Source organism: Empedobacter stercoris (assembly GCF_020281205.1).
GTDB lineage: Bacteria > Bacteroidota > Bacteroidia > Flavobacteriales > Weeksellaceae > Empedobacter > Empedobacter stercoris.
Window position 1 is genome coordinate 62,182 of sequence record NZ_JACXZC010000011.1, and the last position, 24,523, is coordinate 86,704.

30 protein-coding genes are annotated in these 24,523 nt (G+C 29.9%); 21 read left to right on the forward strand and 9 right to left on the reverse strand.

What is annotated here, in order from left to right; genetic code table 11:
- The first annotated feature begins 195 nt into the window (after positions 1-195).
- The gene (locus IF125_RS07030) at positions 196-807 is read left to right on the forward strand and encodes a hypothetical protein (RefSeq protein WP_225541989.1); all 612 of its coding nucleotides are present in this window, start codon (positions 196-198) and stop codon (positions 805-807) included.
- Between the two features lies 1 nt (position 808).
- Here the strand turns inward: IF125_RS07030 and IF125_RS07035 are convergent, their stop codons facing one another.
- A complete protein-coding gene (locus IF125_RS07035) occupies positions 809-1,909 on the reverse strand; it encodes a putative type IX sorting system protein PorV2 (protein ID WP_225541990.1) in 1,101 nt (366 codons plus the stop codon).
- A 105-nt stretch (positions 1,910-2,014) separates the two neighbouring features.
- Between IF125_RS07035 and IF125_RS07040 the strand changes: the two genes are divergently transcribed.
- The 4 genes from IF125_RS07040 (at position 2,015) to IF125_RS07055 (ending at position 5,981) form a co-directional block, all read left to right on the forward strand.
- Entirely contained in the window at positions 2,015-2,755 is a 741-nt protein-coding gene (locus IF125_RS07040) for a CDP-alcohol phosphatidyltransferase family protein (RefSeq protein WP_221411947.1), read from the forward strand.
- Positions 2,752-3,510 carry a 3'-5' exonuclease gene (locus IF125_RS07045; RefSeq protein WP_225541991.1) on the forward strand — a complete coding sequence of 253 codons (759 nt, stop codon included), beginning with the start codon at positions 2,752-2,754 and terminating at the stop codon, positions 3,508-3,510. The genes IF125_RS07040 and IF125_RS07045 overlap by 4 nt, the downstream gene beginning before the upstream one ends.
- Before the next feature lie 3 nt (positions 3,511-3,513).
- Positions 3,514-4,122, forward strand: coding sequence for a fumarylacetoacetate hydrolase family protein (locus IF125_RS07050; protein WP_225541992.1), 609 nt, complete (start codon positions 3,514-3,516; stop codon positions 4,120-4,122).
- An 89-nt stretch (positions 4,123-4,211) separates the two neighbouring features.
- On the forward strand, positions 4,212-5,981 hold the full coding sequence (locus tag IF125_RS07055; RefSeq protein ID WP_225541993.1) for a MutS-related protein: 1,770 nt from the start codon (positions 4,212-4,214) through the stop codon (positions 5,979-5,981).
- A gap of 7 nt (positions 5,982-5,988) precedes the next feature.
- Here the strand turns inward: IF125_RS07055 and IF125_RS07060 are convergent, their stop codons facing one another.
- Positions 5,989-6,645 (reverse strand): HAD family hydrolase, encoded by a 657-nt coding sequence (locus IF125_RS07060; protein WP_225541994.1) that lies wholly within the window; start codon positions 6,643-6,645, stop codon positions 5,989-5,991.
- Between the two features lie 217 nt (positions 6,646-6,862).
- On the opposite strand from IF125_RS07060, the gene IF125_RS07065 reads away from it, so the two are divergent.
- The 8 genes from IF125_RS07065 (at position 6,863) to recN (ending at position 14,047) form a co-directional block, all read left to right on the forward strand.
- Positions 6,863-7,330, forward strand: coding sequence for a hypothetical protein (locus IF125_RS07065; RefSeq protein WP_225541995.1), 468 nt, complete (start codon positions 6,863-6,865; stop codon positions 7,328-7,330).
- A gap of 231 nt (positions 7,331-7,561) precedes the next feature.
- Positions 7,562-8,440: a 4-hydroxy-tetrahydrodipicolinate synthase gene (gene dapA / locus IF125_RS07070; protein ID WP_225541996.1), complete on the forward strand. Its 879-nt coding sequence runs from the start codon at positions 7,562-7,564 to the stop codon at positions 8,438-8,440.
- Positions 8,441-8,451: 11 nt separating this feature from the next.
- Entirely contained in the window at positions 8,452-8,955 is a 504-nt protein-coding gene (locus IF125_RS07075; RefSeq protein WP_188320031.1) for a ferritin, read from the forward strand.
- A gap of 84 nt (positions 8,956-9,039) precedes the next feature.
- Positions 9,040-9,924: an outer membrane protein assembly factor BamD gene (locus IF125_RS07080; protein WP_225541997.1), complete on the forward strand. Its 885-nt coding sequence runs from the start codon at positions 9,040-9,042 to the stop codon at positions 9,922-9,924.
- Between the two features lie 25 nt (positions 9,925-9,949).
- A complete protein-coding gene (locus tag IF125_RS07085) occupies positions 9,950-10,273 on the forward strand; it encodes a DNA-directed RNA polymerase subunit omega (protein ID WP_019973784.1) in 324 nt (107 codons plus the stop codon).
- The gene (gene coaBC / locus IF125_RS07090; RefSeq protein WP_171622536.1) at positions 10,273-11,472 is read left to right on the forward strand and encodes a bifunctional phosphopantothenoylcysteine decarboxylase/phosphopantothenate--cysteine ligase CoaBC; all 1,200 of its coding nucleotides are present in this window, start codon (positions 10,273-10,275) and stop codon (positions 11,470-11,472) included. The genes IF125_RS07085 and coaBC overlap by 1 nt, the downstream gene beginning before the upstream one ends.
- Before the next feature lie 7 nt (positions 11,473-11,479).
- Positions 11,480-12,388: a type IX secretion system protein PorD gene (gene porD / locus IF125_RS07095; protein WP_225541998.1), complete on the forward strand. Its 909-nt coding sequence runs from the start codon at positions 11,480-11,482 to the stop codon at positions 12,386-12,388.
- Positions 12,389-14,047: a DNA repair protein RecN gene (gene recN / locus IF125_RS07100; protein WP_225541999.1), complete on the forward strand. Its 1,659-nt coding sequence runs from the start codon at positions 12,389-12,391 to the stop codon at positions 14,045-14,047.
- A 70-nt stretch (positions 14,048-14,117) separates the two neighbouring features.
- Here recN and IF125_RS07105 read toward each other — a convergent pair whose 3' ends face one another.
- Positions 14,118-14,990: a nucleoside phosphorylase gene (locus IF125_RS07105; RefSeq protein ID WP_225542000.1), complete on the reverse strand. Its 873-nt coding sequence runs from the start codon at positions 14,988-14,990 to the stop codon at positions 14,118-14,120.
- A 64-nt stretch (positions 14,991-15,054) separates the two neighbouring features.
- Positions 15,055-15,384, reverse strand: a complete 330-nt coding sequence (locus IF125_RS07110; protein ID WP_171622115.1) for a translation initiation factor — start codon at positions 15,382-15,384, stop codon at positions 15,055-15,057.
- A gap of 96 nt (positions 15,385-15,480) precedes the next feature.
- Between IF125_RS07110 and IF125_RS07115 the strand changes: the two genes are divergently transcribed.
- The 6 genes from IF125_RS07115 to IF125_RS07140 all read left to right on the forward strand — a co-directional run bounded on the left by IF125_RS07115 (position 15,481) and on the right by IF125_RS07140 (position 19,172).
- Positions 15,481-15,696, forward strand: coding sequence for a hypothetical protein (locus tag IF125_RS07115; RefSeq protein WP_171622114.1), 216 nt, complete (start codon positions 15,481-15,483; stop codon positions 15,694-15,696).
- A 65-nt stretch (positions 15,697-15,761) separates the two neighbouring features.
- Complete coding sequence (locus tag IF125_RS07120) at positions 15,762-16,115, forward strand: YkvA family protein (protein ID WP_171622113.1); 354 nt, start codon at positions 15,762-15,764, stop codon at positions 16,113-16,115.
- Positions 16,116-16,277: 162 nt separating this feature from the next.
- Positions 16,278-16,739 carry a MaoC family dehydratase gene (locus IF125_RS07125; RefSeq protein ID WP_171622112.1) on the forward strand — a complete coding sequence of 154 codons (462 nt, stop codon included), beginning with the start codon at positions 16,278-16,280 and terminating at the stop codon, positions 16,737-16,739.
- A gap of 93 nt (positions 16,740-16,832) precedes the next feature.
- Positions 16,833-17,747 carry a tRNA (adenosine(37)-N6)-dimethylallyltransferase MiaA gene (gene miaA, locus IF125_RS07130; RefSeq protein ID WP_225542001.1) on the forward strand — a complete coding sequence of 305 codons (915 nt, stop codon included), beginning with the start codon at positions 16,833-16,835 and terminating at the stop codon, positions 17,745-17,747.
- A 3-nt stretch (positions 17,748-17,750) separates the two neighbouring features.
- Positions 17,751-18,242, forward strand: a complete 492-nt coding sequence (locus IF125_RS07135) for a 3'-5' exonuclease (RefSeq protein ID WP_171622110.1) — start codon at positions 17,751-17,753, stop codon at positions 18,240-18,242.
- Between the two features lie 162 nt (positions 18,243-18,404).
- Positions 18,405-19,172, forward strand: coding sequence for an isocitrate lyase/PEP mutase family protein (locus tag IF125_RS07140; RefSeq protein ID WP_171622109.1), 768 nt, complete (start codon positions 18,405-18,407; stop codon positions 19,170-19,172).
- 50 nt (positions 19,173-19,222) lie between these two features.
- Here IF125_RS07140 and IF125_RS07145 read toward each other — a convergent pair whose 3' ends face one another.
- From IF125_RS07145 to IF125_RS07165, 5 genes are all read right to left on the reverse strand, one after another.
- Complete coding sequence (locus IF125_RS07145) at positions 19,223-19,549, reverse strand: DUF493 family protein (RefSeq protein WP_225542002.1); 327 nt, start codon at positions 19,547-19,549, stop codon at positions 19,223-19,225.
- A 106-nt stretch (positions 19,550-19,655) separates the two neighbouring features.
- Complete coding sequence (locus tag IF125_RS07150) at positions 19,656-19,982, reverse strand: DMT family transporter (protein WP_225542003.1); 327 nt, start codon at positions 19,980-19,982, stop codon at positions 19,656-19,658.
- Positions 19,983-20,055: 73 nt separating this feature from the next.
- Positions 20,056-20,616 (reverse strand): Crp/Fnr family transcriptional regulator, encoded by a 561-nt coding sequence (locus IF125_RS07155; RefSeq protein ID WP_171622106.1) that lies wholly within the window; start codon positions 20,614-20,616, stop codon positions 20,056-20,058.
- A 494-nt stretch (positions 20,617-21,110) separates the two neighbouring features.
- Positions 21,111-21,512, reverse strand: coding sequence for a hypothetical protein (locus IF125_RS07160; RefSeq protein WP_225542004.1), 402 nt, complete (start codon positions 21,510-21,512; stop codon positions 21,111-21,113).
- Positions 21,502-21,756, reverse strand: coding sequence for a hypothetical protein (locus IF125_RS07165; RefSeq protein ID WP_171622104.1), 255 nt, complete (start codon positions 21,754-21,756; stop codon positions 21,502-21,504). Before IF125_RS07165 ends, IF125_RS07160 begins: the two co-directional genes overlap by 11 nt.
- Before the next feature lie 119 nt (positions 21,757-21,875).
- Between IF125_RS07165 and ligA the strand changes: the two genes are divergently transcribed.
- The gene (ligA, locus tag IF125_RS07170; RefSeq protein WP_225542005.1) at positions 21,876-23,870 is read left to right on the forward strand and encodes an NAD-dependent DNA ligase LigA; all 1,995 of its coding nucleotides are present in this window, start codon (positions 21,876-21,878) and stop codon (positions 23,868-23,870) included.
- Positions 23,870-24,427 carry a hypothetical protein gene (locus IF125_RS07175; RefSeq protein ID WP_225542006.1) on the forward strand — a complete coding sequence of 186 codons (558 nt, stop codon included), beginning with the start codon at positions 23,870-23,872 and terminating at the stop codon, positions 24,425-24,427. Before ligA ends, IF125_RS07175 begins: the two co-directional genes overlap by 1 nt.
- The last annotated feature ends 96 nt before the right edge of the window (positions 24,428-24,523 follow it).

Genomic DNA, 24,523 nt, shown 5'->3' on the forward strand with positions numbered 1-24,523 from the left:
TACGATGATTCAGATTTTAAAATAAACAATATTTTAAAAAATTCGTTCTATATACTAAATTCATCAATATTTCTAATCATATTATATATACTAATAAAAGAAATCATATTTGAATTTGCTATTTTCTTCATAATTCACTGGTTTATATCAGGTTATTATATTTATAAAAAAACTTTATCTGTTGAATATTTCGAATTGCATGAAGATTATGTTTTAACAAAAGGATTTTTTGACAGAAATTGGAAGAAAACTGCTTTATCAGAAATTACGTATGATTATAATTACAAAAAAGATGCAGAATACTTAACGATACATTTGGGTGATAAATTATTTGAATTTGGAGCATCATCAAATCTGACTATTTCAGAATACTTTGAATCAAAATGTAAAAAAAATATTTTTTATAAACGATCATGGAAATATTATTTCTATCATATACTTTGTTTTTCTCCTTTTTTATTGACAATTATTTCTGGTGCAGTTTTAAAGAATGATCAAGATCAATTAATGAATGCTTCTGTTAATGAAAAAGGTTTGATTGAATTAAAAGATCAAATTAAAGAAATTCGTTTTAAAGGAAGAAGTGCAACTGCTACTATTGATTTAAATAAATACAAAGAATTTGATTTTTCATTTGAAGATGATTCAATTCGTTTAAAGAAATTAAAAGATGGCGATTCTATAGAATTCTATATTTCTCCGTACGAATACGAAAGAAAAATTTTAAAATCTAAACCATTAAAATGGTACGATCGAAATTTTGGTTATAGTTCTTTAACTGTCTATAGAATTAATAAAATTGATTAATCTATCTCCACTTATCCATTTCGAAACGAACAGAAAAAATATTAGAGTATAAACCTATTCCGCTATCACCAAAATTAGTTAAAGCATAATCAATTGAAATTCCTTTGTATTTGAACCCTACTCCAACATTTGGTTGAATTTGAGTTTTTTGTTTTCCATCAAATTGTTCAATTTTTTGTAAATTATTTAATCCTCCTCGAACAAAAACCATATCATCATACCCCAACTCTACCCCAACTTGTGGAGAAATTGAAAATCCTTTACCAGATATTGCAGCATTAGTCTGTTGAAATTCAATATTCAAATCTGCCTCTCCTAACATCGACCAACGATCATTAAAATCGAAACGTTTTCCAACACCAAACTGTAGTTTAGGCATTGTTAACTCAATATTTTCACCTGGCAAATCATTCAAAATTGTCGGTTCGCCTTCGTTATTGGGCTCATCAACCGAAATTTCTTTTACCTTCTCTTTGTTGATACTCCATGCATTAAAAGTTGTGGTAATATCACGCGCCATTACACCAAAATACATTTTATTATCAGTGCGATATTGTAAACCAAGATCAATCCCGAATCCAAAACCTTGTGCAAACTTACCAATATGACGGTACACAACTTTTGCATTTGCACCAAACTGAATATCCTTATTGTTAAAAATATTCCCAGCGTATGACATTGTCAACGCATAATCTGCGGTAGAAAATTTAGAAATCTTATCGTAATTAATATTCCCTTGATTATCGATTAGTTCTGTTGTATTTAGAATATCATCCACACCAAAACGCATCAACGAAAAAGCTATGGTAGAATTACTTTCTCTCAACGGAATAGCAACTGCTGCGTAGTCAAATTTTGCAATAGATTGAAAATATTCAGCGTGCATTGCAGAAGCTTCCCAATCGTACGTAATTTCTGTTAAACCAGCCGGATTCCAATAACTTGCATTGGCATTTCCAATATTTGCCACAACCGCATTTCCCATTGCAAAAGAGCGAGCGTCTGCACCAATGTTTAAAAACTCGTTCGAGTATTTGCGTGCAGTTTGAGAAAAAGCAAATTGACTTGCAAGAACAGATAATAAAAGGAATATTTTTTTCAAAATTGATAAATTACGTATATAAAAACTCAAAATTAGTGGTTTTATTGTGTTTAAAAAGGATTCAGATTAATATTTGTTTGTATTTTTGTCCTGAAAAATTCATTTATGAAATTATTTACAATTCCAAACTTTCTAACACTACTTAACCTTTCGTGTGGTGTATTATCAGCCATTTTTATGATATCGAGTAATGCTCAAATTACAACTACAACAGTTATAATTGTCATGGTTTTGATGATAATTTCTTTAGTTGCCGATTTCTTAGACGGAATGGTTGCTCGCTTAATGAATATTGGTAGTCCTATCGGAAAAGAGTTAGATTCTTTAGCAGATTGTATTTCGTTTGGAGTAGTTCCTGGATTGATGTTATTTTCGATTTTTAATCATTTGTCAACTGATTTTATTTATGAAAATGAAAACTTAAAAATTTCAGCTCTTTCATTATTTGCATTTTTAGTTCCGGCTTTTTCTGCTTTACGATTAGCGAAATTTAATTTAGATGAAGATCAAAGTACTTATTTCAAAGGATTAGCAACTCCATCTAATACCTTATTTATTTTTTCATTATTTTCAATTTATTACAACAAAGGACAAATTATCAATCCAGAAATTGATACGTATTTATTAATCGCTGTGTCTATTGTTTTTAGTATCTTATTAATTATCGATTTACCATTATTTGCCTTAAAATTTAAAGGATTGAGTTGGGCAGAAAATTATTATAAATACATTTTCTTAATCATTACAATTGGTTTAGTAGCTTGGTTGCAAGTGGCTGCTATTCCATTAATTATCCTATTATATATCATCATCTCAATCATTTTTAGAAAAGAAATTACAAAATGAAATTAACTAAAAATATCTGTTTCTTTGATTTAGAAACGACAGGAACAAATGTTTCGAAAGACCGAATCGTTGAAATCTCTATTGTGAAAGCTTTTACAGATGGAACAAAAGAAGTAAAAACATGGAAAGTTAATCCAGGAATTCCTATTCCACCAGAAACAACTTTGATTCACGGTATTTCTGACGAAGACGTTGTAGACGCTCCTTCTTTTAAAGAATTAGCGCCAGAAATTATGGAAATGATCAAAGATTCTGACTTGGCTGGATATAATTCGAATCGTTTTGATATTCCACTTTTAGCAGAAGAATTATTGCGCAATGGTTTTGATTTTGACGTATCAAAACATCGCCCAATTGACGTACAAGTGATTTATCATAAAATGGAACCTCGTAATTTAAGTGCAGCATATAAATATTATTGTGATAAAGAGTTAATCGATGCACATTCAGCTGAAGCGGATACTATAGCGACTTACGAAGTATTAATGGCTCAAATAGAAAAATATGATGAACTTGAGAATGACAATAAATTTTTGAGTGAATTTTCTTCTCAACGCAAAACAGCTGACTTAGCAGGCTTTATACAATACAACGATAAAGACCAAGAAATTATTTCGTTTGGTAAATATAAAGGACAAGTTGTAACGGATATTTTTGCAAAAGATCCTGGTTATTATTCATGGATTCAGAATGCAGATTTCCCTTTGTACACAAAGAAAGTTTTTACTCGAATCAAATTACAAAACGGTTTTTAAACGATGAAAATTATTTGTGTCGGACGAAATTACGTCGAACATGCAAAGGAATTAAATAATCCTATTCCAGAATCGCCTATGTTTTTCATGAAACCAGATTCTGCAATTTTGAGAAAAGGTTTTCCATTTGTGATTCCAAGTTTCACAAAAGAAGTTCATTTCGAAACAGAAATTGTGATTAAAATAGATCGTGTTGGTAAAATGATTCAACCGCAATTTGCAGATCGTTATTATTCTGAAATTGGTTTAGGAATTGACTTTACAGCACGCGATGTACAACAAGAGTTGAAAGAAAAAAGGTTTCCTTGGGAAATAGCAAAAGCCTTTGATGGCTCAGCTTTTGTTTCTGACTTTTTTCCGAAAGAAAATTTTGATTTAGAGAATTTAGCATTCAAATTAGATCGAAATGGTGAAAATGTACAAACAGGAAATTCTAAGGATATGATTTTCAACATCAATACATTAATCGCAGAATGTTCTAAATATTTTACATTGAAAAAAGGCGATTTAATTTTTACTGGAACGCCAGCTGGTGTATCTAAAATTAATTCAAAAGACATGTTAGAAGGTTTTTTGAATGATGAAAAAGTATTCGAAATAAAGGTTTTATAATTACGTTTTCTGTAAATTAAATTACATAAAAGAGCGAAATTTCGCTCTTTTATGTTTTTACCATTATCTTTAATTCGAAATATATTATAATGGAAGAATATCTAAAAATAGAAGAAAAAATAAACAAAGATTTCATCACTTTAAAATCGAAAAAGAATAAAATAAGCAATATAAGGCTTCTGTCGTTTATTAGTTCACTTGTGTTTTTCTCGCTTTATGTTACTTCAAGTAATGATTTATATTTAATTATTTCTACAATATTATTTGTGGTTTTCATCATTTTGGTGGTTATTACTTCCAGGATTTCTACTCAACTTACCTATTTTACACAAGCTTTAGAAATAATTTCACAACTAAAAACTGATGATTCTATCGATCAATTTGTTGAAGATAATTCTAAATTCAATAATGTTTACAACAAAGATTTAGATATTTTAGAAGGTAATTCAATCTTTAATCGAATCAATAAAACACAAACGCGAATCGGTAGTTTACAATTGAAATATTATTTATCGAATTTAATTTTAGACAAAACCGAAATTATAGAACGTCAAAACGCTTTTAAAGAATTAGCTGAAAAAAGAGATTGGATTGTGACATTTTTGACATTTATGAAACGATTAAAAATGAATCAATCTTCTATTTTTGTTTTTGAAAATCGTGTATTTAACAATCAGTTTTTGAAAGTTATTCCAAGTGTTGTTTCTGCCATCAATATCCTTTGTTTTGTCTATTTGGCTTTCATTGGTTTTCCAAAAGTAATAGTTTTTTATTGGATATTAACCGCTGTATTCGTTTCGAGTGCAATTACGTTTGTCTACAAAAAACAACTAAAACGAGTGGCTGCATACACCACAATGAAAGCAGATGAATTGGATAATTTATACGAAGTTTGTAAACATATAGAGGATGAAATTTTTCAATCGAAACTAAACTCAGAAATACAAGCAACGTTTAAAAATCCAACTAAATCATCTTCATTAATTAAAACCATTTCTTCGACCAAAGAAACCTTAGATGCAGCTAATTTTCCAATTGTTGGTTTTGTATTAAATACTTTTTTCTTGTGGCGATTAAATTATTCAATAAAATTTGAAAATGAAGTTCAAAAAACTGTTCATCAAATCAAACCTTGGTTAGATGAATTGGCTAAACTGGAGGCTTTTGTTTCGTTTGCTTTATTTAATGATAAGTTTAAATCTTTTACTTTTCCAACTATTGCAGATGAACCTTATGAATTAAAAATATATAATGGTTTTCATCCATTATTGAATGAAGAAACTGTTGTTAAAAATGATTTTGAGACAAATCGTCCAAATAATATTGCAATTATAACGGGAGCAAATATGGCTGGAAAAAGCACGTTTCTTCGTACAATTGGAACAAATTTAGTACTGGCTATGAACGGTTTAAAAGTAAGTGCAAATAAAATGTCATTTTACCCAATGGATTTATTTACAAGTATCCGTACAGCAGATAATTTGTCTTCAGGTGATTCTTATTTTAAAAATGAAATCAATAAATTGAAAATTTTAATTGATCGATTGGAGGATAATCAACCGCAAATTATTATTCTGGATGAGATTTTGAAAGGGACCAATTCAGAAGATAAATTGATTGGTTCGCAAAAATTTTTGGAAAAGCTTATTCAATCTCCAACGAAATTAATAGGTTTTATCGCAACACACGATTTAGAATTAACGAAAATGGAAAATGATAATCCTGCTCATATTATCAATTATTGTTTTGAATTGAAAAACTTTGATAACAATTATTTTTCGGATTACAAATTAAGAAAAGGCACTACCAAAATGATGAATGCCATTTTCTTAATGAAACAATATAAAATTATTGATTAGCATAAATCTATTTCAAATCAATAATATAGGCTGCATTTATTTGATTAAAATCATCAACTATCGAATTTGCTTTTTCTAAATTTTGCTTTTTAGAATTGACACTTTTATAACCTAAACAATAGAGGTTTGCGCAAAATGCAGCTTCAACTCCGTTTGTAGAATCTTCGATAACAATGCACTCGTCATATTCTGATTTGGCTATTTCAGCCGCATGTAAAAAAATAGCTGGATCTGGCTTTGATTTAGGAAAGTTCTCACCCGATATTTTATGTGAAAAATATTGATCCAATTGAAAACGACTAAACACACGATCAATCGTACTTTTTGATGCAGACGAAGCTAAGATTAATTCAATTTTATTAGCATACAAATCTTTAATCAACTCTTCTACTCCATCTATTAAATACAAATCAGGTTTTGTATCAAAAGCGTCATTAAAAATCGCTCGTTTCCTCAAAACTAAATCATTTACTTCTTCTTTCAAATCAAACTTATCTTTTAAAATTTGATACACATTTTTTGTCGATTGACCGGTAAAAGTTGCAAATAATTCTTCTGTTACTGGAATATTCAATTCTTTATAATGTTCGAAATAAGCGTATTTGTGTACAGGTTCTGTATCGACAATTACACCATCCATATCGAAAATTACTGTTTTTATCATTGTTGTTTTGTTTGTACAAAATTAGCTGTTTAATAGAGATGAATGTAATTTATCTAATTTTAGAATGATTTTAAATTAAGTAAATATACTATTGAATTAAAGTACTATAGGATTTGCTAATCGGTTTTTATAATGTTAATATTTAACATTAAAGTAACATTTGCATGCTTTTTGTTTAACTATTGGCATAACAAAAAAAGAACTAAAAATTTATAAAATGAAAAAAGTATTATTAGTTGCTGTAATGGCATTAGGAATTTCTCAAGTAAATGCTCAAAACTATAAAAATGCTTTAGGTGTTGTTGTAGACTTAGGAGACGGTGAAACACTTGTAGGTCCACAATTTAAACACTCTTTTGATGGTAAAAATGCTGGTAATGTACAAGTAATGTTTGGTGATCATGTTACTGTTTTAGGTGCAGATTATACATATAATCAACCGTTTTCTGGTACAAACGGATTAGGATGGTATGTAGGGGTTGGACCTCAATTAACTTTTGTAGATAAAGGATATTATGAAGATAAAACAATATTTGGTATTCGTCCACAAGCAGGTTTAGAATATAAAATTCCATCTGCTCCTTTGGCATTCCATTTTGATTGGAAGCCTGATTGGAGATTATCAAATGATTCAGATTTTGAAGCTGGTCGTTTTTCTTTAGGATTTAAATACACTTTTAACTAATTTAAAGTCAAAAAGTATAGTAAAGTCACTCGTTTGAGTGGCTTTTTTTATAAGTATAAATAAAATCATACAATCTTCGATTAATTTAATTTTAAACCTATAAATTAATTGTTATTTTTGGAAGATTTTGGATTTTATCTAAGACCAATTATAGATAATCGCTATAGTTTGTCTATTCAAAATATAATTCCGAAATTTACTTAGTAATAGATTTAATACATTTAATAGAAGATGAAACAATTAATTGGGACAGGAGTTGCTTTGGTTACGCCTTTTCAACAAGATGGTACGGTAGATTATACTGCATTAGAAAAATTAGTAAACTACAGTATCGATGGTGGTGTTGAATATTTAGTTATTTTAGGAACTACAGCTGAAGCTGCAACGCTTACAAAAGATGAAAAGCTAAAGGTAATCGAAACAATAAAGAAAGCCAATGCTAATCGTGTTCCGATGGTTTTAGGTATTGGAGGAAACAATACTGCAGAAGTTATTAAAGAATATCAGGAAACAGATTTGAGCGATTATAGTGCAATTCTTACTGTTTCACCTTATTACAACAAACCGAATCAAGAAGGTATTTACCAACATTATAAAGCAATTGCTGAAAGTACAAATGCAAATATTATTTTGTATAATGTACCAGGTAGAACAGGATCTAATATTACAGCAGATACAACAATTCGTTTAGCAAATGAATTTAAAAATATCGTTGCAATTAAAGAAGCTTCTCCAGATTTCTTACAATCTACAGATATTATTCGTAAAAATACTCGCGAAGATTTTAACATTATCTCTGGTGACGACGAATTTGCTTTACCTATGACATTAGCAGGCGGTTCTGGGGTTATTTCTGTTATTGGTCAAGGTATTCCTACAATCTTTACAGAGATGATTCGCAAAGCATTAAACAAAGAAGTTGATGCAGCTTATAATGCACATTACAAAATTGTTGAAATAACACGTGCTATTTTCGAAGAAGGAAACCCTTGTGGGATTAAAGCTGTTTTAGACAACAAAGGTGTTTGTAAACCCTATACACGTTTACCTTTAGTTCCTGCTTCGGATAATTTGACAACAAAAATTAACCAATTATTATCTAACATCTAAAAAATAAAATCATGATAAAAGACTCAGTATTAAACGCATTAAATAAACAAATAAAATTAGAAGGTGATTCTTCTCAATTATACTTAGCTATGGCTTCATGGGCAGAAGTAAAAGGATTAGAAGGGACAGCTAACTTCTTATACGCTCACGCTGATGAAGAACGCATGCATATGTTAAAATTAATAAAATTCATCAACGAAAGAGGTGGTAAAGCATTTGTACCACAAATTGAAGAACCAAAACAAGATTTTACTACGTTAAAAGAAGTTTTTACAGCAATATTAAAACACGAATGCTTTGTTTCTGAATCGATTAACGAAATTGTTGGGTTAACATTAGAAGAAAAAGATTATTCTACACACAATTTTTTACAATGGTATGTATCTGAACAAATCGAAGAAGAAAAATTAGCTCGAAATATTTTAGATAAATTAGAAATGATTGGCTCTGACAAAGGCGGGTTATATCTATTTGATCGTGATGTAGTTACATTAAGCGCAGACACAACAGCGTAATAATTCAAAACTTTGAGATTTTATTAAGAGGATAAGAAAATAATTTTTTATACTTTAGTCCTCAATTTTTATTAAATTTGCAGAATGTTTAAAAAACTAAGCTTACTAGTTTTAATTGGCGCTTCATTAGTGTCTTGTAACAAGACCTACAACAAAGCGATGAAAAGTACAGATAAAGACGAAATCTTTACATTAGCTACGCAGTTATACCAAGATGGTAAATACGACTTGGCAAACGAATTATACGAAAAAATTTCAACGTCTTTTGTAGGAACGGAAAAAGCAGCTGATATTGCATATAATATGGCGCAAGCGAACTTTAACGAAAAAAGTTTTCGTTTGGCAGGTCATCAATTTAAGAGTTTTGCAGGATCTTACCCAATGGATAGTCGTGCAGAAGAAGCATTATTTAAATCAGCTTTTTCTTATTACAAAGATTCACCGAAGTATGATTTAGACCAAACAAGTACTTATACAGCGATTAGTGAATTACAAGGTTTCATTAACTCGTACCCAGAATCAAATCATGTAAATGATGCGAATAATTACATTACAGAGCTTAGACAGAAATTAGAGTTAAAGTCTTTCGAAATTTCAAAAGTTTATTATAAAACGATGAAATATAAGGCTGCTGGTGTGTCATTCGATAATATGATTGATGAGTACCCAGATTCTAAATTTAGAGAAGAAGCCATGATGTACTCTTTGCGTGCTAAAGCAGAATTAGCGTTAAATTTTTCTCGTTTAGAAAACAAAGAATTACGTTTACAAGATGCTAGAACACAATATCTATTGTTAACAAGATATTATCCAGAAACTAAATTCAAGTCTGAAGCAAATAAATTGATGGAAAAAGTTGATAAAGATATAATTGAAACTAAAAAAATTCTCGCTGAATTAGAAGAGTCGAGAAAAAAAAATGAAGCTGAACAAGCTGAATTAAGCAAAGAGCAAAAAAATAATAAATAGTAAAATATATAAAAATTCTTTCATTATGAATTTCAAGGATATCGGTGCAGCACCAACAACACAAACTTATGATCGTAATAAAATCGATGAGAAAACAGGAAACTTATACGAGTCGATTGTAATTATGGGAAAAAGAGCAGAACAAATTAACCAAGAAATGAAAACTGAATTAATTCAGAAATTGGATGAGTTTGCTGCACATACAGATTCTTTAGAAGAAGTTTTTGAAAACAGAGAGCAAATCGAAGTTTCAAAATTCTACGAAAGATTACCAAAACCGACATCTATTGCGGTTAAGGAATGGTTAGACAATGACGTATATTACAGAAATCCAAATGAGGATAAATAATGTCTGTTTTACATAGTAAAAAAATTCTTTTGGCAGTTACTGCCGGAATAGCGGCCTATAAAGCCGCTTTTCTTGTTAGAGGGCTTATCAAAAAAGGTGCACAAGTAAAAGTTATTATGACACCTGATGCACAAAATTTTGTCACTCCACTTACACTTTCAACGTTGTCCAAACACCCAGTTGAATGGGAGTTTTTCGGTGATAAAGGAGACTGGAACAATCATGTAGAATATGCACTTTGGGCTGATTATATGATAATTGCCCCTTGCACTGCAAATACGCTTTCCCATATGGCAGATGGAACCTGTAATAATTTGGTTTTGGCAACTTATCTTTCTGCAAAATGTCCAGTTTATTTTGCTCCAGCGATGGATTTGGATATGTACAAACATCCGTCTACATTAGAAAATATTTCAAAATTAGAATCTTTTGGTAATAGTTGCATTCCTGCAGAAGCTGGTGAACTGGCAAGTGGATTGTTAGGTGAAGGCAGAATGGCTGAACCCGAGAATATTATTTCATTTTTAGAAAGTTCTATTGCAGCTACTCTTCCACTCTACGGAAAAAAAGTGGTTGTTTCTGCTGGACCAACATACGAAAACATAGATCCTGTACGTTTTATAGGTAATTATTCTTCAGGAAAAATGGGTTTTGAGATTGCGAAGGCTGCTACTAATCTTGGTGCAAATGTCACGTTGGTTAGTGGGCCTAGTCATGAATCTGTCCTTGGTTATCCTATCGAACGAATAAATGTTGTTTCTGCTCGTGATATGTACAAAGCGATGCACGACAATTTTGCTGATGCAGATGTTGTTGTAATGTCGGCAGCTGTTGCAGACTATCGTCCAAAAGAAATGGCTGAACAAAAAATTAAGAAAGAAAACGATGATAATTTAATCATAGAACTGGTTAAGAATCCAGATATTTTGAAATCATTAGGTGAAATCAAAACACATCAATTATTGGTTGGTTTTGCTTTAGAAACGAATAATGAAGAAGAATATGCAAAGAGAAAATTAACCAAAAAGAATCTTGATTTTATTGTTCTAAATTCGATGCAAGATAAAGAAGCCGGTTTTCAGAAGAATACAAATAAAATTACAATTATTGACAAAGATTTATCGATGCAACAATTTGATGCTAAATCAAAAACTGAAGTTGCAAAAGATATTTTGACTGTTATTTTAAATAAATTATAACAATATAATGAAGAAATTAGCCTCAATTTTCTTTTCAACATGTTTAGCTGTTTCTGCTTTTTCCCAGAATCTTATTGCTGATGTTAAAGTTGATTATTCAATGGTGCAGGGTTCAAATACACAAATGTATCAAACCTTAGAAAAATCACTGACAACCTTTATTAATTCTACTAAATGGACAAATGATCGACTAAAAACATACGAAAGAATTGAAGCTAGTTTCGTTATAAACATTAAAGAAAGAGAAGGAAATCGATTAAAAGGATCTATTTTGGTTCAATCTCGTCGTCCAGTTTTCAACTCTACTTATTATACACCTGTTCTTAATTTATCAGATGATAATTTCACATTCCAATACCAAGAATTCGAAGAATTAATCTTCAATGATCGTAAATTTAGTGGTAAAAATTTAACAGATGTGATAACATATTATGTGTATTTAGTATTAGGTTATGATGCGGACACTTTTACAAAAGAAGGTGGAACTGAATATTTCAAAATGGCGAAAAAAATTGCTGACTTTGGTCAAATCAATAACAATTTTTCTGGTTGGAGCGAAATGGACGGTTTAAAATCTCGTACTTCATTAATTAACAATATTCTAAAATCAGATAACTCAACTTTACGTAACATCACTTATCAATACCACAGAAATGGATTGGATATTATGGCAGAAAATGAGTTGAGAGGTAAAAATGCGATCGGAAATACCTTGTTACAATTAGAATTTTACCAAAGAGGAAATTATTCTCAATTTTATCCTTTAGAAATTTTCTTAACAGCAAAAAATAGCGAAATTAGTCAGGTATTTACAGGTGGACAAACGTCGTCAGTGAATATCGAAAAATTAAAAGAAATTTTAAATTCTATCGCTCCAAAGTACAACGATACGTATTGGAATAAAATGAAAAAGTAAATGTTAAGAACACTTCGCGTTAATAATTTTGCAATTATCGATCAATTAGAGATTGATTTTCATCAAGGAATGACAACAATCACTGGTGAAACTGGTGCTGGTAAATCTATTCTTTTAGGTGCTTTGAAATTGGTTTTAGGTGAACGTGCTGACTTAAAAGCATTGAAAAATGCGGATGAAAAATGTATTATTGAAGCAATTTTTAATATTAAAGATCTTGAATTGAATGATTTTTTTGAGGAATATGATTTAGATTATGAAGACGAATCTATTCTTCGAAGAGAATTGTTACCTTCAGGAAAATCACGTGCTTTTATCAATGACACCCCTGTAAAAGTCTCTATTTTACAAGAATTATCTGAATTATTGATCGATATACATTCTCAATTTAATACACCAAAAATTTTCGAAGCTGATTTTCAATTATCGATGTTGGATATTTACGGAGAAAATAAAGAATTGTTAAAAGAGTATAAAAAAGTATTCAATCAATATATTTCGACCAAGAAAAAAATAAAAGATGCGCAGAATTCACTCGAAAATCAATCACAGGATTTAGAATACAAATTGCATTTATGGGAAGAATTAAACAATGCATCTCTTAAACATGATGAGTTAGAACATTTAGAATTCGAAATAAAATCATTAGCAAATGTTGAAGAAATCATTTCGACGTTAAATGAAACTTATCAATTTTTAGAACATCCCGAAATGGGAATTATTTCTCAATTGAACGAAGCAAGTAATAAGTTAAATAAAATTTCGGATTATAATTCTCAATACAATTCGATTTATGAGCGATTAATTTCTTCTAAAATTGAATTACAAGATATTTCTGGAGAAATGAGTCATTTGATCGAATCTACAGAAATTAATCCAGAACGTTTACAAGAAATCACAGATCGTTACGATTTGATTCATAAATTATTACGCAAACACAATGTAATCACCATTGAAGAATTGATTATTAAACGAGATGAATTAGAAAGTCAAACTTCTGGTTTTGATAATTTAAGTGATTTAATTATTCACTTAACGAAAGAATTAAATGCGATTTCAGAAAAGTTAGATAAACAAGCTTTAAAAATTAGAAAAAATAGATTCTCATCAATTGAAATTATTCGAAAAAACATTTTGAATACTTTATCACAATTGGGAATGGAAAATTCGCAATTAACGATTCAACTCAACGAAACTTTAGATTTTACAGCAACTGGAAAAGATGAAGTGTTGTTTTTATTTTCTGCAAATAAAGGAATGGAACCACGTATTTTCGAAAAATCTGTATCAGGTGGTGAACGTTCGAGATTGATGTTAGCAATCAAAAAATTATTGGCCACGCATCAACATTTACCAACATTAATTTTAGATGAAATTGATACTGGAATTTCAGGTAAAGTTGCAAACGAAACAGGAAAAGTAATGCAGTCGATGGCTGATAATATGCAACTTTTAGTGATTACACATTTACCACAAGTTGCTTCTAAAGGAAATTATCAATTAAAAGTCTACAAAGAAGTGGTTGAAGAAACGACACAAACAAATGTGATTGAACTATCTCAGCAACAGCGCTTAGAAGAAATTGCTCAAATGATTTCTGGATCAGAATTAACAGAAGCTGCGATCAATCAAGCAAAAGAATTAATGAATTTAAATTAAAATATAATTATCTTTTACAATAAAAGCTCGAGATTATTCTCGAGCTTTTCTATTCTATTGTTGTTATTTATTACTTTGTTAATCTTTCCAAAGAATACTCGATCATTGCATCAACCGTTTTGTAAGAATCTGTACTAAATTCACCTAAAATTCTGTTCGCTACAATTGCATTCACCGATAAAGCTTCATGTCCCATCATCGCTGCTAACCCATAAATTGCAGAAGTTTCCATTTCAAAATTAGAAATTCTTAAACCATTATGGTTAAAAGAAGTCAAACGATCGTTGATATCAGCAGGGTTAGGTTGTAATCTCAAAAAGCGACCTTGAGGTCCATAAAATCCACAAGCTGTAGCTGTTATTCCTTGAATTGTTTTTTCTGATGCTAATTTATTTAGTAAAGTTTCAGATCCTCCAACTAAATAAGGTCGTGCTTTATTTGGTGACCAATCTACATGTTTGATAAAAGCATCTTCAATCTCTTTATTCATCACAGCTTCACTTCCAACATAATAATGCAAAAGACCATCTAAACCTAATCCGTGAGAACCAATTACAAAACTATCTACAGGAATATCTTCTTGCAAAGCTCCTGAAGTACCTAAACGAACAAATGATAATTTTCTGAAATCTTTTTTAATCTCTCCAGTTTCCAAATCAATATTTGCCAACGCATCTAATTCAGAGAAAACAATATCAATATTATCTGTTCCCATTCCTGTCGAAATAACCGTTAAACGTTTCCCGTTCAACATTCCTGTATGTGTAACAATCTCCCTTTTAGAAGTGATATGCTCTATGGTGTCAAAATGTCTTGACACTTTTTCAACTCGATTTGGATCACCAACTGTTATAATTGTATCAGCTAAATGTTCTGGTTTTATATTACAATGGTAAATGCTTCCGTCTGCATTTAAAACTAATTCTGATGCTGCTTTACTCATGATTTTAAAATTAAAATAAGGATACAATATACAATCTTTATCTGTAATAATGGTAAAGAATTTATTAACCACCTACCCTTTTCACTTTAAATCCTTTATCCTTCAAGTAAGACATTATTTTATCGCGATAATCTCCTTGTATAATGATCGAATCGTCTTTGAAACTGCCTCCAACCCCCAAAAAGACCTTTATTTCTTTGGCCAATTGTTTAAAATCTTCGTCCGCACCCGTGTACCCTTCTATTACAGTGGTAGGTTTTCCTTTACGTTTTTCGTATTTACATATCAATGGATCATCTTGCATCCATAATTCATTTTCAACCTCTTGATTTTCTTCTGGTTCTGCGATGTGATCAGGAAATAAATTTTTTAATTGGTCGTGTAAATCGTTCATTTATATTCTGTATTATACAAACAAAGATAATATTATCTCTTAAGAACTCCTTAGAAAACCTTTATTTTGTAAATTTACGACGCAAAGAAAATGATCATGAATAAACTAGAAATTTCGAAAGAAATCAATTATAAAGGAAATACAAAAAAAATTACGGTTGCTATAGAACAATTACCTCCATTTAATCCAGCAACAATGGATAAAGTAAAGTATGAAGAAACCGAAAAAACATTGTATTTATTGGCTGAAGAAAAGTTTGAAAACCAGAAATTTGAATGGATTTTTTCAATTGAACAAGATTTACAAAAATAGTTTGCAACTAAATATTGGCATGTACTTTGTAATACATAATACGTTTTTAAAACATATTTTGTAAAATGAAAAAATCAAAATTCTTTAAAGTCGCTAGTGGTGCTGCAATGGCAGCTCAAAATGACAAATCTTTCTTCGAAAAAGTGAAAGCATTTTTTGCAATGCTAAGCGATTTCAGAAAAGGTAACTACAAACCTGACATGAAAAATATTGTTTTAGGTTTATTGGCAACTTTATATATAATTTCTCCAATTGATTTTATTCCAGAAGCACTTTTAGGACCTTTTGGTTTAATAGATGACCTTGGGATTTTACTTTTTGGAATGAAATATTTCAATAAAGAAGTCTTAAAATATTTATCTTGGAAATCAACACAGCAAGTTTATGCAGATGTAGAAGATGCAGAGATTGTAGATTAAAACTATTAAATAAATCAAAATCAATCCGATTCTTAAATTTAAGAATCGGATTTTTTATACTTATTATTCATGCATAATTATTGTTAGATGAATATTTATTTTTCTGCCGATTATTCATTAGATTTGAACAATTAGAATACTAAAAACAAAAAAACCTGAATAATGGTAATTATTAATAATTTCGATGAGTACAAAGCTTTCGAAGGAAAAGAAATCGGAAAATCAGATTGGCACATTATAACACAAGAACAAATCAATCGCTTTGCTGATGCAACTTTAGATCATCAATGGATTCATACAGATCCAGAAAAAGCTGCTAATGAGGGTCCTTTCAAAAAAACAATTGCTCATGGTTATTTAACACTTTCTTTGATTCCTCATTTATGGGATCAAATTGCAGAAGTTCGAAATATCAAAATGTTAATCAATTACGGAATTGAGAATTTAAAATTTGGACAAGCTGTTTTAGTAGATAGCGAAGTAAGATTAACAGCTAAATTAAAAAAGATAACAGACTTAAGAGGAATTGCAAAAGTTGTAATTGAAGCTAACTTCGAAATTAAAGACAATCCAAAACCTGCTTATACAGCAGATGTAGTTTTTCTATATCACTTCAACAACTAATTTTTTTATATCATATACAAAGCTTCTATTTTCTAATAGAAGCTTTTTCTTTTCATAAAATATCGAAGTATCTTGCGCTTGATATAGTAAAGCATGCAAAATATTCAAAAAAATAAAACGTTAATTTCTGTTGTTGGTCCAACTGCAATTGGTAAAACGAATTTGGCTATAGCGATTGCAAAACATTTTCAGTCTGAAATTATTTCGTGTGATAGCCGACAATTTTTCAAAGAAATGAAAATAGGAACAGCTGTTCCCTCAAACGAAGAATTGGCTCAAGTAAAACATCATTTTATTCAAAATATTTCTATACACGAAAAATATTCAGTTGGTGATTTTGAACGAGATGGATTATTATTTTTAGATAACTACTTCAAAACAAATGATATTTGTGTGATGGTTGGTGGATCTGGTTTATATGAAAAAGCCATTACAGTTGGTTTTGATACTTTTCCAGAGGTAGATCCTGCTATTCGAGAAAAATTGAATGATGAATTAGAAGAGTTTGGAATCGAAAAGTTACAAAAAGAATTAGAACAGGTAGATCCTAAATACTTTAACGAAGTCGATATTTTCAATAAACAACGCGTTACACGAGCCTTAGAAATTTATCGATCTTCTGGACAACCTTTCTCACAATTCAGAAATAATAATTTAGGCAAACGTCCATTTAACATAATAAAAATTGGTTTAGAACTTCCTCGCGAAGAAATGTACGATCGCATTAATCGTCGCGTTGATATTATGATGAACGAAGGTTTGTTGAATGAAGCTAAATTGTTGTTACATTTGAAAGAATTAAATGCCTTACAAACTGTTGGTTACCGAGAATTATTTGATTCTTTTGATGAAAAAATAACATTAGATTTTGCAATAGATGAAATCAAAAAGAATACAAGACGATTTGCAAAACGTCAAATGACATGGTTTAAAAAAGATGAAAAAGTTAATTGGTTTTCTCCTTTTGAAGCCGAAAAAATAATCAATTTTATCACATCAAATTTATAATCTATGGAAAATTTTGTTGCAATTGATTTTGAAACTGCGAATAACTATCGCAATTCAGCTTGTGCAGTTGGAATCGTTACTGTAACTGATAATGTGGTTACAGACGAGTATTACACGCTAATTCAACCACCTCTTAATCAATACAATTACCACAATATTTTGGTACATGGTATTCGCCCAGAAGATACAATTGATGCACCAACATTTGACGATATCTATTTTGAAATTAAACACCGTTTACAAAATCAAATTGTAGTTGCGCATAATGAAGCTTTTGATCGTTCTGTTCTAAAACATACAATGGAATTCTATGGTTTAAACTATTCACAACTTAATCTTTCTGATCGTTGGGAATGTACTTATAGAATTTTTAAATTGAAAGGAATCAAACCAACTAAACTATCAGATTGTGCTAGAAAATTTAATTTACAACTGAATCATCATGAAGCATTATCCGATGCAAAAGTTTGCGCACAATTATATTTACTAAAGTAATTTTCGAGTTCAATACGTTTACACTGTTTAATATATTAATATTTATAGTACAGATATTTAACACTTTATTCAATTATAAATATTTGCAAACATTTACAAGTATTTGTAATTGAATAAATGAACGATTATTGATGTATTCTTTGAAACACAAAAAATAGTATTATGTCTTTAGAAAATTTCAAGAAATTGCATAACCAAAATTACCCACTTGTTATTGCAAATGTGTGGGATATTATAAGTGCAAAAGCTGCCGAAGAAGCTGGTTTTTTAGCTGTAGGCACTTCGAGTCATGCCATTGCCAATATGTTAGGTTATGAAGATGGTCAAAATATTTCGTTTTATGAAATGTTGTATATAATCGAACGGATTTCAAAATCTACATCACTTTTAGTTTCAGCAGATATCGAAAGTGGTTTTACTGAGGATTTAGAAACGTTGAATGATTATATCGAAAAATTAGTTGATGCTGGTGTTGTCGGAATCAATTTAGAGGATGGAAATACAGATGATGATAATCGAAAATTATCCAATCAAATTGTGCTCGAAAAAAAGATTAAATCTATTAAGGAATATTTAAATTCAAAAAATAAAGATATTTTCATTAATGCCAGAATTGATACTTATACAACAAAAGTTGAAAATCCTTTAGAAGAGACTTTAAAAAGAGCCAAATTATACAAAGAAGCTGGTGCGGACGGAATTTTTGTCCCTTTGATTGAAGAGAAATCTGATATCGAAAATGTAATTAATCAAATTGAATTACCGTTAAATATCTTTATTACACCAAAATTAAGTTCATATAAGATAATTAGCGAATTAGGTGTTCATCGCATTTCGAGTGGAAATAAAGTTCATCAAAAAGTGACAGATTTTACGAATGAATTTTTCAAAGAATTATTAGAATCAAAAGATTTTTCTAAATTATTGTAACTCCCCTACTCTTTCCAAAAAACATAAAAGGTTGCATCTGCAACCTTTTATTATAGCATGATTACGCCTTCTATTTTAGCAATCTCTTTGTAATAATTGATCACAGTTTCTGAATCAATAACATAAAGTTTAATCGAAATTGACGTATATTTTCTGTTTTTCGAAGCTTTGTATTCGTATTCTGCATTTGTTCCTGCATAAACATCTTTTATTTTTTTCATTGTTTCTTCGTTTGAAGGGTAAATGAATTTGAATAAATAATCTGCTGGAAATTTCTGAACATCATCTAATCTTTCTCTAAATTTTGCATAAAAATCTTGCTCATTGTGAAAGCTATCTGGAATTTCTTCGAAACTATAATTTCTATTATTGTTCATATGTATATTTTGAAGGTATTAATTCAAAAACAATACCACTTCATTTTAATGAAAAAACCTCGTAATATTCAGCCATATTGGCAGATAAACACATGTATAAAACATTTTAATTTGATACAAATTTCAGCCCAACAATTGAACTAATTAAAGTGAAAATAAAAAATATTCGCCAAAAATTTGCGGGTTCTTTAAATACAAATATTCCAACTAACACAGTTCCAACCGCTCCAACTCCTGTCCAAACTGCATAAGCTGTACCTAAAGGTAAAGTCTGTGTTGCCTTAATCAGCAAAAACATACTAGCAACTAAACAGACTCCAAATATGCCATACCACATATACATTTCAGAACCAGTGGTTTCTTTCGCTTTTCCTAAAGATGAAGTGAAACCAACTTCGAACAATCCACCTAAAATCAATAAAATCCAATTCATTTTGTTTATATTTTTCGCAAAGATGAATCAGAAAATTAAACTATTTTTTTACAAATGTTAAAAAATTATTCAGTTATATTTCGGCACGAATACGGCTTAAAGTCACTTGAGAAATACCTAAATACGATGCAATATATCCCAACTGAACACGGTTAATTAAACTTGGAGTTTCAATTAATAACTTTCTGTAACGGTCTGTAGCTGTTCCAACTTGTCTCGAAATAAATCGTTCTTCTGTTTTGATTAATTCGTTTTCGGCTAATTTTCGTCCCCAATTAGCTATTTCCAAATTGGTTAAATAAAACTCTTGTAAATCTGCAATTTTTATTTCGTACAATTCACAATCTTCTATCGTTTCTATCGTCTCGTAACTCGTTTTATTTTCCACATAACTTCTCATAGACAAAATAGAATCACCTTCTTTTCCAAACCAAAATGTCAATTCTTTTCCATCATCAATCGTATAGGCTCTAACAATTCCTTTTTTAATGAAATAAACTTTCTTTTCTATTTTATCAGCATTTAAAAAAGAATAGTTTTTAGGGAAATTTATTAATTCAATTTTATCAATTAGTTGATGAAGCGAAATTGATGATATTGGTGAAATTTGAGTCAGAATTTGTTCTATTTCCATATAAAAGAATGAAAGGTAAAAATAAACAAAAAACTCAACCTAAATCTTAAGTTGAGTTATTGAAATTAAATTAACACATGAAATCTACTAATATAAATAGATTCGTTTTTATAGTATTTTAAGTGGCTATTTTTATAATCTCCATAGTTTTAATAGAGATTAATATTTTATCAAATTTAATAAATTTTTATAAATAAAAAAATATTACTCCATTTATTTGATAGAGTTATTTCTGTGATTATTCAATAAATATATAGAGAAAATATTGTATATTACCTAATGTGTATCGAGGAATAATTATCATATTCGGAATAAAATGTAAAAACCTTCCAAAATAGGTATTTTTAAAGCACTTTTAACCGACTTTTTTAATGAAATACGTTAAATATCTCAATTAAATTAATTATATATAAATTATAAGAATATATTTTTAAATTGTATCTAATCGTTATCGAGAACAAATTATCATATTCATAATACAGAAAAAGTCAAACTTAAATAGTTTGACTTTTTAAAACATTTCGTTTATAATGATAAATGACCATAAAAATAGATGAAAGTAACCAAACCCAATATCCAAAAAGTGGATAATTGTACTCGTGAACTTCCAACATATTCAATTCTGTGAAATGATTTATTCCATAAAATGACATTAATATCGGTGTTAAAAAACTTGCATATAAACTTGCTTTTTTTCGATAAAAAATCCAAGAAAACAATAAGGTGAAATTACCTAACCAACAATAAAAATCTACATACGGAAATGTCATCCAACCTAAATAAGCATAAACATAACCAAAATAACCTTCTGCATCTTCAAACACAAAATGTACAGGCAAGATTAAACTCCCTAAATAGGAAAAGATACTTGCGTATAAAAATAGATTATTTTTCAAATTTGCTTTCAATTTTATGGATTTGTTTTTCAAGTTTCAAATTTTCTTTTTTCAATTTATTCTTAGGGCTAAACATAGCATAAGCCAATAAGCCTACTCCAATACCTACAATTGCACCAATTTTTTGATCTTTATTAATTGCTTTCGAAATCGCAATTCCTGCTGCAGCTCCAGTTGTGACAATAGAAACTGTGTTTTCAAATTCCTTTGATTTAGTATCTAAAACTTCTAATAAATTATTCATACTTAATTATTTTCAATATACCCTTCAATAAATATTCCTAAATATAAATCATTCCAAATTATTTTAAAAATTGTTCGTCTAAATTCAAGTGTTTATCTTTGTTCTGTAACATTTTTAGAATGGAAATTCAAGATAAAATTTTAGCTTTAAGAGAAGAGCTTACTCAGCATAATTATAATTATTACGTTTTAGATAAACCGACGATTTCTGATTTCGAATTTGATTTGAAATTAAAAGAATTAAAACGTTTAGAAGACGAGAATCCTTTGTTTTTTGATATTAATTCCCCTACTCAACGAGTTGGAGGCATGGTGACAAAAAACTTTCCAACCATTGCACACGAATTTAGAATGTATTCGTTGGATAACTCGTACTCAGTAGAAGATTTACAAGACTGGGAAAAAAGAATTGAAAAGACGCTTGACGAAGCTGTAGAATTCGTTTGTGAATTGAAATACGATGGTGCTTCAATTTCTATTTTATACGAAAATGGTGAGTTAACTCAGGCTGTAACACGTGGAGATGGAACACAAGGTGATGAAATCACGAATAATATTCGTACCATACAATCTGTTCCTTTAAAATTGAAAGGTAATTATCCCGAACGTTTTTTTATGCGTGGAGAGATTACTATACCGCTAAATAAATTTGCAGCTATTAACGAAGAACGCGCTCAAAATGGATTAGAATTGTATGCAAATCCTCGTAATACTGCCTCAGGTTCATTGAAATTACAAGATAATACAGAAGTTGCTAAACGTGGTTTACAATGCTTTCCGTATTATTTTATTGGAAATAATTTGCCGTATTCTACACAATGGGAAATGCTACAAGCCGCGGATGAGTTAGGATTTAAAATTCCGCATACATCTAAATTATGTACTTCCTTGGAAGAAGTTTTAGCTTTTGTTGACTATTGGGATATTGAACGTAAAAATTTGCCCTACGAAACGGATGGAATTGTAATTAAAGTCAATTCTTTTTCACAACAAGATGAATTAGGTTATACTGCAAAATCACCACGCTGGGCGATGGCCTATAAATTTAAAGCAGAAGCTGCTGAGACTGAATTATTAAGTATTGATTATCAAGTTGGACGCACAGGAGCAATTACGCCAGTAGCTAATCTTTCACCTGTTTCGTTGGCTGGTACAATTGTAAAACGTGCATCTGTTCATAATGAAGACATCATCAAAAAATTGGATATCCGCATTGGCGATATAGTTTATGTTGAGAAAGGTGGAGAAATTATTCCAAAAATAGTAGGTGTCAATACAGACGTACGTCAACCTGGAACGGAAGAAATAGAGTTTATTAAAGAATGTCCTTCTTGTGGAACAGAACTAATTCGAAACGAAGGCGAAGCACAACATTATTGTCCAAACGAAAATGGTTGTGAACCACAGATTATTGGAAAATTAGAGCATTTTGTTTCGAGAAAAGCAATGGATATTGAAAGCATTGGTGCTGAAACTGCAGTTTTATTACACAACGCAAATTTACTCAACAATATTGCTGATTTTTATACCTTACAAAAAGAAGCTATTTTACCTTTGGATAGAATGGCCGAAAAATCGGCTCAGAATATTATTACATCTGTTGAAAAATCGAAAGAACAACCTTTCGAAAAAGTATTATATGCCATCGGAATTCGTCATGTTGGTGAAACGGTTGCGAAGAAATTAGTCAAACACTTTCAGAATATTGACCGACTAATGCAAGCTACTATGGAAGAATTGGTTGCTGTACCAGATGTAGGAGAAAAAATTGCTTTTTCAATCAAAGAATATTTTAAAGAAGAACAACATCAAAATCTAATTCAACGTTTACGTGATTATGGATTAAATTTTGAAATTGGTGAAGAAGCAAAACCATTATCCGATTCATTAGAAGGGAAAACATTTTTGTTTACGGGAAGTTTAACCAAATTTACACGAAACGAAGCACAGAAAATGGTAGAAGACCATGGAGGAAAAAATATTTCGGCTGTTTCTAAAAATTTAAATTTCTTAGTTGCTGGAGATAAAGCAGGTAGTAAATTAAAAAAAGCTGAGGAAATTGGAACTGTAGTGGTCTTGACAGAAGATGAATTTTTAACTATGATAAAAAGCTAATGGAATCTGGATTAATTGCTGTTATTATTTTTGGCATTGTATTATTAATTTTGGTTCCATTTATTTACTATGGACTAAGAATGGCTGGCTACAATAAAGCCGCAATGATTGTTTCGTTGGCTCTATTTTTTACAGTTGTCATTCCAATGGTAAAATATGGTTACAGAAGTCAAATGTATTCAAATGATGATTTAATAAATGATCTACATCAGGCTGGAATTGGATTCAAAGGAGAACCAAAGATTGTTTCAACAGATATTTCTGGAATCAAAAAGATGAAACAACAAACTATTCTAATTATGGACTCAACGGATATAAATATCATTATCAATCGAATAGAAACTGATCCACGTTTTGAGATTTCTCCAAAAATATTAAGCCTTAAAGAAGAGTTAGGTGCCAATGCAAGAAATAAAACAAATAGAAATTATCGTTTCAAGGATAATTATATTTTAGAAACGTACGGAATGATTGATAATTATACGATTCGTTATTCCGAACTAAAATTTAGGAAAGGAAATGATACCGTTTTCTTCAAAAAAGAAGAAGTTTATTAAACTAAAAAAAATCCGTCATTGTAAATCGTCAGCAAAAAGTGGACATCTAAGACCTAAAATTTAAGGTAGTGTTTTAAAAATCATTAACTTTAATTA

What these genes read in the sequence shown, in the direction of transcription:
- IF125_RS07145 (WP_225542002.1), bottom strand. Translation starts at nt 19,549, where the DNA reads ATGAACAATAATAGAAATTATAGTTTCGAAGAAATTCCAGATAGCTTT.
- IF125_RS07115 (WP_171622114.1), top strand. Translation starts at nt 15,481, where the DNA reads ATGAATAAACTAGAAATTTCGAAAGAAATCAATTATAAAGGAAATACA.
- IF125_RS07085 (WP_019973784.1), top strand. Translation starts at nt 9,950, where the DNA reads ATGAATTTCAAGGATATCGGTGCAGCACCAACAACACAAACTTATGAT.
- IF125_RS07050 (WP_225541992.1), top strand. Translation starts at nt 3,514, where the DNA reads ATGAAAATTATTTGTGTCGGACGAAATTACGTCGAACATGCAAAGGAA.
- IF125_RS07040 (WP_221411947.1), top strand. Translation starts at nt 2,015, where the DNA reads ATGAAATTATTTACAATTCCAAACTTTCTAACACTACTTAACCTTTCG.
- IF125_RS07155 (WP_171622106.1), bottom strand. Translation starts at nt 20,616, where the DNA reads ATGGAAATAGAACAAATTCTGACTCAAATTTCACCAATATCATCAATT.
- IF125_RS07060 (WP_225541994.1), bottom strand. Translation starts at nt 6,645, where the DNA reads ATGATAAAAACAGTAATTTTCGATATGGATGGTGTAATTGTCGATACA.
- IF125_RS07135 (WP_171622110.1), top strand. Translation starts at nt 17,751, where the DNA reads ATGGAAAATTTTGTTGCAATTGATTTTGAAACTGCGAATAACTATCGC.
- IF125_RS07045 (WP_225541991.1), top strand. Translation starts at nt 2,752, where the DNA reads ATGAAATTAACTAAAAATATCTGTTTCTTTGATTTAGAAACGACAGGA.
- IF125_RS07075 (WP_188320031.1), top strand. Translation starts at nt 8,452, where the DNA reads ATGATAAAAGACTCAGTATTAAACGCATTAAATAAACAAATAAAATTA.
- IF125_RS07080 (WP_225541997.1), top strand. Translation starts at nt 9,040, where the DNA reads ATGTTTAAAAAACTAAGCTTACTAGTTTTAATTGGCGCTTCATTAGTG.
- porD (WP_225541998.1), top strand. Translation starts at nt 11,480, where the DNA reads ATGAAGAAATTAGCCTCAATTTTCTTTTCAACATGTTTAGCTGTTTCT.
- IF125_RS07150 (WP_225542003.1), bottom strand. Translation starts at nt 19,982, where the DNA reads ATGAATTGGATTTTATTGATTTTAGGTGGATTGTTCGAAGTTGGTTTC.
- IF125_RS07175 (WP_225542006.1), top strand. Translation starts at nt 23,870, where the DNA reads ATGGAATCTGGATTAATTGCTGTTATTATTTTTGGCATTGTATTATTA.
- miaA (WP_225542001.1), top strand. Translation starts at nt 16,833, where the DNA reads ATGCAAAATATTCAAAAAAATAAAACGTTAATTTCTGTTGTTGGTCCA.
- IF125_RS07120 (WP_171622113.1), top strand. Translation starts at nt 15,762, where the DNA reads ATGAAAAAATCAAAATTCTTTAAAGTCGCTAGTGGTGCTGCAATGGCA.
- IF125_RS07105 (WP_225542000.1), bottom strand. Translation starts at nt 14,990, where the DNA reads ATGAGTAAAGCAGCATCAGAATTAGTTTTAAATGCAGACGGAAGCATT.
- recN (WP_225541999.1), top strand. Translation starts at nt 12,389, where the DNA reads ATGTTAAGAACACTTCGCGTTAATAATTTTGCAATTATCGATCAATTA.
- IF125_RS07065 (WP_225541995.1), top strand. Translation starts at nt 6,863, where the DNA reads ATGAAAAAAGTATTATTAGTTGCTGTAATGGCATTAGGAATTTCTCAA.
- dapA (WP_225541996.1), top strand. Translation starts at nt 7,562, where the DNA reads ATGAAACAATTAATTGGGACAGGAGTTGCTTTGGTTACGCCTTTTCAA.
- IF125_RS07110 (WP_171622115.1), bottom strand. Translation starts at nt 15,384, where the DNA reads ATGAACGATTTACACGACCAATTAAAAAATTTATTTCCTGATCACATC.
- IF125_RS07165 (WP_171622104.1), bottom strand. Translation starts at nt 21,756, where the DNA reads ATGAATAATTTATTAGAAGTTTTAGATACTAAATCAAAGGAATTTGAA.
- coaBC (WP_171622536.1), top strand. Translation starts at nt 10,273, where the DNA reads ATGTCTGTTTTACATAGTAAAAAAATTCTTTTGGCAGTTACTGCCGGA.
- IF125_RS07125 (WP_171622112.1), top strand. Translation starts at nt 16,278, where the DNA reads ATGGTAATTATTAATAATTTCGATGAGTACAAAGCTTTCGAAGGAAAA.
- IF125_RS07140 (WP_171622109.1), top strand. Translation starts at nt 18,405, where the DNA reads ATGTCTTTAGAAAATTTCAAGAAATTGCATAACCAAAATTACCCACTT.
- IF125_RS07055 (WP_225541993.1), top strand. Translation starts at nt 4,212, where the DNA reads ATGGAAGAATATCTAAAAATAGAAGAAAAAATAAACAAAGATTTCATC.
- ligA (WP_225542005.1), top strand. Translation starts at nt 21,876, where the DNA reads ATGGAAATTCAAGATAAAATTTTAGCTTTAAGAGAAGAGCTTACTCAG.